Raw genomic sequence first — 7,831 nt, forward strand, 5'->3', positions numbered from 1 at the left:
CAGTCCGATAACCGCTGGAGCGCCCGAGGGTTCACCCGGCGAAGGGCGCGACCGGCAGACCGGGGACCTCAACCTCGATCGAGAAGAGGCTGCCGGCGAGCGGCTGGCCCTTCAGCGCCTCGTCCGACAGGTCCTCGCGCGCGCTGGTGATAAAGAGGGTCTTCAGGTCCGCGCCGCCGAAGGCGCAGCTCGAGGGCTGTTCGACCGGCATGTCGATGGTGCGGTCGATCGTCCCGTCCGGGGCGTAGCGGACGACGCGCCAGGCGCCCCAATGGGCGTTCCAGAGGTATCCTTCGGCGTCCACGGCCGCGCCATCGGGCGAGCCATCCGCGACCTCGGCGAACAGGCGGCGCCCGCCGAGGTCGCCGGTCGCGGGATCGACGTCATAGGCCCAGATAAGCGCCCTGTCGGACTCGGCGACATAGGCGGTGCGGCCATGGGGCGAGAAGGCGAGCGCATTGGGGATGGTGATCGGCTCGATGACCCGGCGGATCGTCCAGTCGGGATCGAGCCGATAGACCGAGCCGGCGTCCGGCACGGCGCCGTCGCGCATGGTGCCCCACCAGAAGCGCCCCGAGGGGTCGGTCCCGCCGTCGTTGGAGCGGTTCTCGACCGGCTCTTCGGCGATGGCGCGGATTTCGAAGCCGCCAGTCTCGACATCGAGCACGCCGATCCCGCCCTCGGTGGCCAGCAGCAGCGAGCCGTCGGCGCGCAGGGCGGCGGCGCTGGCGCGGACGGGCAGGGTCCAGTGGCCCCCCTCACCGTTGCCCGGGCGCCACCAGAACAGCGATTTATTCTGGATGTCGAACCAGTAGATCCGCTCGCGGACGGGGTCCCAGAGGGGGCCTTCGCCCAGGGTCGCTTCGGCGCGCACGCAGCAAGTCACGGCCACTCAAGACTCTCCGGAAAGACAAGCGGAAATTGGTCCGCAACAGATTTCAGCGCGCGGGCAAACCTGCATCAACGTCGGCGCGCCCGTTCGGGTTCCATTCACATCTGACAGTATTACATTCGTCATCCGCCAAATGAGTCGGGTGGGCGAAGGACATGAACAAGCTTAGCTATCTGGACGTCTTCAATCTGGGCCACGAGGAGCACGACGAGGACATCCGCGTCGGCGACCTGGTCCGGACGGGGCAGAACCACTTCCCCCACTATACGGTCATCGCCGTCGCCGGCGAGACGGCATGGGTCCGGGACGTGCAGAGCGGGGCCGACGGCCTGACCGCGCTGAACCTCTGCCGCCGCATCAACGGCGCGCCCGCCTAAGGCGCTCCGGACGACCGCCGCCGGCCGTGGCCGGTGAACCAATCGCCGCGCGCACGGTTAAGTCACCGGGCCGGGCGGCGATGGAGAGCGGACGATCACCACCTTCATGTTCGCAACGGGGATCGAGAACAGCATCCCCAAGATCAAGGGCGGCTCGATCCGGGTCGACCAGATGGAGTCGTGCGGCCACTACCGGCTGTGGAGCACAGACTTCGACCTGTGCGAGGAGATGGGCATCCGTTTCCTGCGCTATGGCCCGCCGTTGCACACGACCCTGCTGGGGCCCGGCAAGTACGACTGGGAGTTCGCGGACCTCACCTTCAACGACCTGAAGCGGCGCGACATCGTGCCGATCGTGGACCTGTGCCACTTCGGCGTGCCGGACTGGATCGGCGACTTCCAGAACGTCGACTTCCCGCAGCATTTCGAGGCCTACGCCCGGGCGTTCGCCCAGCGCTTCCCGTGGGTGCAGCTCTACACGCCGGTCAATGAGATGTTCATCTGCGCCACCTTCTCGGCGCGCTACGGCTGGTGGAACGAGGAGGGGACCACCGACCAGACCTTCGTGCGGGCCCTGACCAACATCGTGAAGGCCAATGTGCTGGCCATGAGGGCCATCCTGGAGGTCCGGCCGGACGCCATCTTCGTGCAGAGCGAGAGCTCGGAATATTTCCACGCCGAGAACCCGCGGGCCATCAAGCCGGCCGAGATCCTGAACTCGATGCGGTTCCTGTCGTTGGACCTGAACTACGGCCACCGCGTCGATTCCGAGATGTACTGCTACCTGCTCGACAACGGCATGACGCAGCAGGAGTACGAATTCTTCCTGGGCAACCGGCTGCGCCACCACTGCATCCTGGGCAACGACTACTACTGGACGAACGAGCACCGGGTGTCGGCGGACGGCACCACACGGGCCTCGGGCGAGATCTTCGGCTACAGCGAGATCACCCGGCAGTACTACGACCGGTACCGCCTGCCGGTCATGCACACCGAGACCAACATCGTTGAAGGCCCCAAGGGCGACGAGGCGGTGAACTGGCTCTGGAAGGAGTGGGCCAACGTCCTGAGGTGCCGCAACGACGGCATCCCGACGGTGGGCTTCACCTGGTACTCCCTGACCGACCAGATGGACTGGGACACGGCGCTGAGGGAGCCGAACGGGCGGGTGCACCCCGTCGGCCTCTATGACCTGAACCGCCAGATCCGGCCGGTCGGCAAGTGCTATCGCCAGATCATCCACGAGTGGAAGGACGTCCTGCCGGTGCAGAGCCTCTGCCTGTCGGTGCCGATCGTCTATCCGTCCGAGTACGAGGATCGCCAGGCCCTGCGCCAGCGGGCCGAGGCGCGCGAGCTGAGGGCCGGTGAAAAGGAAATCGAGCGCGAGGAAGCCTGATGGCCTCCAGCGTGCGGATCGGTGGCCTGCCGGTCATCACGCTTTGGGCGCCCGAGGCGACGGATCGCGGCTTCGTCAGCGCCGACATCCTGCCCGGCCGGGGCATGACCACCCTGCAGATCCGGGCGCGGACGCCCGAACTGGGCGAGCTCGACGTGCTGGCGTCGCCTTCGGCTGAGGAGGCTGCGCGGGTGCTGGACGGCGGGGCGGACGACCATGCCGGGTCGAAGTCCTTTTCGCTCGGCGGGGCGCTGCTGATCCCCTACGCCAACCGCATTCGCGGCCGGCTGTCGGATGACGGCCGGGAGATCGAGACGCAGGTGGCGGGCCGAACCGTGCGGCTGCCCGCCAACTGGGGCGGCCAGCGCCCGGGCGCCGAACGCTACGCCATGCACGGGCTGATCCTGGACGCGGCCGTGCCGGACTATGGGGTCGAGCGGCGTGGTGACGCCGAGGTGCTGACCGGCGCGCTGGACGCCGGCGACTTCGGCGGCCGCTGGCCGTCGCGGTGCCGGCTCGAGTTCGAGATCGCCCTGAGCGCCTCGGCCTTCGAGATGCGGGTGTCGGCCACCAACATCGGCGACGAGGTCCTGCCGATGGGCATCGGCTGGCACCCGTGGTTCAACCTGCCGAGCGGTCGGCGCGAGCAGGCCCGCCTGACCCTGCCGGCGAACGCCCGGACCCTGGTCAACGACTACGACGCGGTCCTGCCGACCGGCGAGGTCGCACCCGTCGCGGGGACCCCCCACGACTTCCGGGAGGGGCGGGCGCTGGACGATCTCTACCTCGATGACTGTTTCACCGATCTGGTCAGGGAGGACGGCGAACTGGCGCTCGCCTTCGAGGACCCCACCGCCGGCTACGGGCTCGCCCTCACCAGCGCCTCCCCGGCCGTGAAGGCCGTGCAGGTCTATGCGCCGCTGGACCGGCCCGTTCTGGTTATTGAGCCGCAGTTCAACGTGGCCGATCCGTTCGCGGCGATATGGCGCAGGCGGAAAACTGGGATGACGAAGCTGGTTCCGGGACAGGCTGCGCGATATCTCGTGAGGCTTCAGATCAATACGGCCCGGTTTACACGCAAAAGCTGTAGATAAAAAGACTGCCGGCAATCCGTGCAGTCGTTTGGCCTGTCCCACCCTCGCTGTTAGCACGCCGTCGGCGCGTGAGTCTGGGCGCTCAACGGGGGATATATCGAGTGCCGAAGCGAACGGGCGCCGACACCCGGCGTCAGGCGGCCGGTCTGGGCGAGGCAGCCGGTGTGTGGGCCGGCGCCGGCGCGGCGGTGGCCTGGGCCGGACCGTTGGAAGGCGGCGCCTTCGACGAGCAGGTCTGCTGGGGCTCGGCCCCAAAGGTCGTGCGCTGCGATCCGGTCTGGAAGCTCGCCGCGCTTGGACGCGGGATCGAGGGATTGCGCGAGGCGCGAGACGCGCGGACCTCGGACACCTGCATCATCTTTGGGAACGGGCCGAGCCTGAAATGGGTCAACCGGGCGCTGCTCGGACGGCACCCCGTGATCGCCTCCAATTACGCCTTCCTCGACGCCGACCTGTTTCGCCACGTCACCCACTACACGGTGGTCAATCCGCTGGTCGCCGAGCAGGCGGCCGAAGAGATCAATGGCCTGGAAGGCCCTCGCAAGTTCTTCCCCTACTGGCTGGCCTACTGCCTGGCGGAAAAGAACGACGTGACGTTCGTGAACGCGCGTGGAGGTTCGCCAGACTTCTCGACCAACGCCGAGTCCTGGATCTCATGGTCCTCGACCGTCAGCTTCTTCAATCTGCAACTGGCCTACTACCTGGGCTTCAAGCGGGCGCTGCTGGTCGGTTTCGACAACATCTACCTCCAGCCCGAGCAGGCCGAGGAGGGCGATCCGATCCGGAACGACGAGGACGACCCCAATCATTTTGACGCGCGCTATTTCAAGGGCAAGGCCTGGCACGCGGCCGATACGAAGGCGATGGAAGCGGCCCTGGGCGCGGCCGAGGACGCCTGGCGTGCGGACCACCGGTTGATCAAGAACTGCACGGTCGGCGGCGCGCTCGAAATCTTTCCGCGTAGCACCCTGGAGGCCGAGCTGGTCCGGCCTTCCGACACGCCCCTGTACCGCAAGGCGGTGTGGACGGACGTCAGCCTCGCCGAGACGATGAACACGGGCGACTACGCCCATGCCACCCTGTCGGTGTCCGAGGTGCGGTTGGGCGCTCAGTTCTGGAAGCGCCTGATGCTCAAGGTCCAGCGCACGGGCGGCGGGCTGATGCTGGAGGTGCGACCGGGAGACGGCGACCCTGCGGAGTTTCCGGGATTTCCGTCAAACGCCCCCTCGGATAACTGGGGCCCCTACCTCCGCCTGCCGTTCGTGGAGCGTCCGGAAGCCGAGCTGGAGTTCCGGCGACAGACCTTGAGCATGACCGCTGCAGGCCGAGACATCCTCTGGATGATCTTCGCGCACCTAGACGACTGGCTGGCCGAAGCGGGCGCAGGCGCGGACGCGCCGAGCGCTGACCTGCTGGAAGAGCTTCGGCGCGACGGCCCGGACCTCGACCTGATCGAGCGCCGCCTGTTCGGCTAGGCCTTCGGCGGAGCCGCGTCGAGCAGGGCGAAAAGCTTGTCGATGGCGACGTGCGAGACGCGCTCGACCGCGTCGGCGGTGTTGGAGCCGTTATGCGAGCCGAAGATGCAGCGGTCGAAGGCGCGCAAGGGATTGTCCGGCGCGAGGGGCTCGTCCTCGAAGACGTCCAGCGCGGCGGAATGGATCAGACCGGAGTTCAGGCCCTCCAGCAGCGCCGTCTCGTCGATCACCGGGCCGCGGCTGACGTTGACGATGCGCACGCCGGGCTTGAGGCGCGGCAGGATCGAGGCGTTGAACATGTGCCGGGTGGCGGCGTTCAGCGGGCAGGTGAAGACCAGGAAGTCGGCCTCCTCCAGGCGCTGCGGCCATTCGGCGCCCTCGACCTCGACGCCCTCGAAGGGCGCGAAGAAGGGGTCGTAGGCGATGACCTTCATGTCGCAGGCCAGCAGGCGCTTGGCGGTCTGGCGGCCGATGTCGCCGAAGCCGACGACGGCGGCCGTCTTATTCCAGGTGGAGACGCCCGGCGGCTTGGGCCAGGTGTTGTTGAGGCGGATCTCGCGGTCGATCCGGTAGGTCTCGCGCGCCAGGCCCAGCACATAGGCCATGGCGACGTCGGCGACCTCTCGGCCGAAGACCTGGGGCGTGTTGACCACGTTCAGGCCGAGCGCCTTGGCCGCCTCGAAGTCCACATTGTCGACGCCCACGCCCCATTTGACGACGGCGCGCAGGCGGCCCTGGACCCCGGCGCCGAGCGTGCGGGCGTTGGCCGGGTCGTCGCCGGCGATCCAGCCGTCGTAGCGCGGCAGGCGCTCGATCAGCTCGGCCTCGGACAGGGTCTGGACCACCGGAGCGGCGTCCAGCTCGATGCCGCGCTCGGCGAAGCGGTCGCGGAAGCGGTCGATGAGGCCCAGCATGGGCGGGCAGGTGACGAGGACGCGATCGGCCATGATCAGCCCCGCGTCCTGAGCGCGAGCGCCTCGGCCATGTCCCACTCCTCGGGGCCGTCGATGTCGACGGACTCCAGCTTGGGCGTCTCGAACAGGACGGGCTTCTTGCCGATGCGGGCGCCGGTCGAGGCGAAGCTGTCGGCGGTGAAGACGTAGAGGTTGGAGTTCTCCTCGAACCAGGGCTCCAGGTCCTGGGTGCGGATGAGGTTGTCCGGGTCGTGGTTCACCGCGCTGCCGTCCTCCCGGTAGAAGCGGGTCTGGATGCGGTTGACGGTGAACAGGGAGTCCGCCTCGCCCGCCGCCACGGCCTGGCGATAGCGGCCGATGGCGCCGCGGATGGTGGCCGGCGACAGCAGCGGATTGGTCGTGTGGGTCATCAGATAGGCGTCGGCCGGCACGGCCTCGATGTCGTCGGCCAGCACCAGGTTCATGCTGACGAAGTCGCCGCAGATCTCCGGCTTGCGGTCGCGGATCATCACCCGGCCGTTCGCCTCGCCGTCATGCAGGCCGTTCTGGGCGAGGATATCGCGGGCGTCGGTGGTGATGACCACCAGATCGACCTCCTCGAGCGCCAGCAGGCTGTCGAGGATCCAGCGGAACAGGGGCTTGCCGGCCAGCGGCCGGAAGTTCTTGGAGGGCACCCGCACGCTGTTGGCCTTCATGGGCAACAGGGCGACGAGTCCGTGGCGCTTGGCGTCTGTCATGCGGGTTCCGGTCAGCGGGGGAAGAAGTAGGCTTCCTTGCGCGCCTGGGAGAGGCGGCGGTGGTCGTTGTTGCCCCGGAAGGTCCCCCAGTACTGCATGGTCCGGAACATCACGATGTTCCAGAACTCGCGCAGGAAGACCTTGTCCGAGATGGCCTGGCCCCAGTCGAGGAAGACGCCCGAGGCGGCGTAGCGGAGGAAGTCGCCGAAGCCGACGTGAATCTCCGGCATGATGGCCTGGAGCGCGATGGCCTCGCGCTCGTAGCGGACGCGGACCTTGCCCCAGGTCTCCTCATGGATGTGGATCACGCCGGCGTCGGCGACGTAGCCGAGGCGATGGCCGGCGGCGACCAGGCGCTTGCCCAGCTCCATGTCCTCGAGACCTGTCAGCTCTTCGTCGAAGCGGTGGGTCTCCCACACCTCGCGCAGCAGGGCGGAGTTGGCGTTGTTGCAGAAGAAGCCTTCGCTGGGGATGGCGCTGTTGGCCGGGAAGTATTTGGCGAACAGCTGGTGCTCGGAGAATTTGCTCACCTCGTGGCCGACCTGCCGGCCATAGGTGTAGGCGACGTCGTCCTGGCCCAGCGGGGCGATCAGCTTCTCTAGCCAGTCATCGGAGGTCGGGATGCAGTGACCGCTGATGAAGACCAGCGCCCGGCCATGCGCGGCCTCGCAGCCCCGGTTGAGCGAGCGACCGAAAGTGAACTCGTCCTTGCGGATCTCGACGAGGCGCGAGCCGTGCGCCTCGGCGATCTTGCGGGTGTCGTCGGTCGAGCCGGAGTCGACCAGCACCACCTCCCACTGATCGCGTGGCAGGGTCTGGCGCTCGAGCGCCTCGAACACCTCCGGCAGCCAGCGCGCCTCATTGAGCGTGCGGATGACGATGCTGGCCTGGAGCGCCTGGCGAGCCATGGCTCAGGCTCGGCCTTGTGGACGTGTGGACGCGGCGA

At 67.8% G+C, this 7,831-nt stretch carries 8 protein-coding genes; 4 read left to right on the top strand and 4 right to left on the bottom strand.

All coding sequences use genetic code 11. The features are described from left to right. Nucleotides 1-31: 31 nt before the first annotated feature. The gene (locus Q0M60_RS12325; protein ID WP_296819929.1) at nt 32-892 is read right to left on the bottom strand and encodes an SMP-30/gluconolactonase/LRE family protein; all 861 of its coding nucleotides are present in this window, start codon (nt 890-892) and stop codon (nt 32-34) included. A 155-nt stretch (nt 893-1,047) separates the two neighbouring features. Between Q0M60_RS12325 and Q0M60_RS12330 the strand changes: the two genes are divergently transcribed. The 4 genes from Q0M60_RS12330 (at nt 1,048) to Q0M60_RS12345 (ending at nt 5,234) form a co-directional block, all read left to right on the top strand. Next, on the top strand, nt 1,048-1,269 hold the full coding sequence (locus Q0M60_RS12330; RefSeq protein WP_296819930.1) for a hypothetical protein: 222 nt from the start codon (nt 1,048-1,050) through the stop codon (nt 1,267-1,269). Between the two features lie 106 nt (nt 1,270-1,375). Beyond that, nucleotides 1,376-2,665, top strand: coding sequence for a family 1 glycosylhydrolase (locus tag Q0M60_RS12335; RefSeq protein ID WP_296819932.1), 1,290 nt, complete (start codon nt 1,376-1,378; stop codon nt 2,663-2,665). After that, nucleotides 2,665-3,759, top strand: a complete 1,095-nt coding sequence (locus Q0M60_RS12340; protein WP_296819935.1) for an aldose 1-epimerase — start codon at nt 2,665-2,667, stop codon at nt 3,757-3,759. The genes Q0M60_RS12335 and Q0M60_RS12340 overlap by 1 nt, the downstream gene beginning before the upstream one ends. A 101-nt stretch (nt 3,760-3,860) precedes the next feature. After that, nucleotides 3,861-5,234, top strand: coding sequence for a hypothetical protein (locus Q0M60_RS12345; RefSeq protein WP_296819937.1), 1,374 nt, complete (start codon nt 3,861-3,863; stop codon nt 5,232-5,234). Here the strand turns inward: Q0M60_RS12345 and Q0M60_RS12350 are convergent. From Q0M60_RS12350 to Q0M60_RS12360, 3 genes are read right to left on the bottom strand one after another with little or no spacing between them, the layout of a single operon-like run. After that, the gene (locus tag Q0M60_RS12350; protein WP_296819939.1) at nt 5,231-6,181 is read right to left on the bottom strand and encodes a phosphoglycerate dehydrogenase; all 951 of its coding nucleotides are present in this window, start codon (nt 6,179-6,181) and stop codon (nt 5,231-5,233) included. The two genes, Q0M60_RS12345 and Q0M60_RS12350, sit on opposite strands and share 4 nt — an antisense overlap. Nucleotides 6,182-6,183: 2 nt before the next feature. Continuing rightward, nucleotides 6,184-6,885, bottom strand: coding sequence for an acylneuraminate cytidylyltransferase family protein (locus Q0M60_RS12355; protein WP_296819941.1), 702 nt, complete (start codon nt 6,883-6,885; stop codon nt 6,184-6,186). Between the two features lie 11 nt (nt 6,886-6,896). Further along, nucleotides 6,897-7,793: a glycosyltransferase gene (locus Q0M60_RS12360; RefSeq protein ID WP_296819943.1), complete on the bottom strand. Its 897-nt coding sequence runs from the start codon at nt 7,791-7,793 to the stop codon at nt 6,897-6,899. Nucleotides 7,794-7,831: the final 38 nt, after the last annotated feature.

This window comes from Brevundimonas sp. (genome assembly GCF_024711105.1).
GTDB lineage: Bacteria > Pseudomonadota > Alphaproteobacteria > Caulobacterales > Caulobacteraceae > Brevundimonas.

Bases quoted from the DNA above. Each gene is read 5' to 3' on its own strand.
- Q0M60_RS12335 (WP_296819932.1), top strand. From the start codon at position 1,376: ATGTTCGCAACGGGGATCGAGAACAGCATCCCCAAGATCAAGGGCGGC.
- Q0M60_RS12355 (WP_296819941.1), bottom strand. From the start codon at position 6,885: ATGACAGACGCCAAGCGCCACGGACTCGTCGCCCTGTTGCCCATGAAG.
- Q0M60_RS12330 (WP_296819930.1), top strand. From the start codon at position 1,048: ATGAACAAGCTTAGCTATCTGGACGTCTTCAATCTGGGCCACGAGGAG.
- Q0M60_RS12360 (WP_296819943.1), bottom strand. From the start codon at position 7,793: ATGGCTCGCCAGGCGCTCCAGGCCAGCATCGTCATCCGCACGCTCAAT.
- Q0M60_RS12350 (WP_296819939.1), bottom strand. From the start codon at position 6,181: ATGGCCGATCGCGTCCTCGTCACCTGCCCGCCCATGCTGGGCCTCATC.
- Q0M60_RS12340 (WP_296819935.1), top strand. From the start codon at position 2,665: ATGGCCTCCAGCGTGCGGATCGGTGGCCTGCCGGTCATCACGCTTTGG.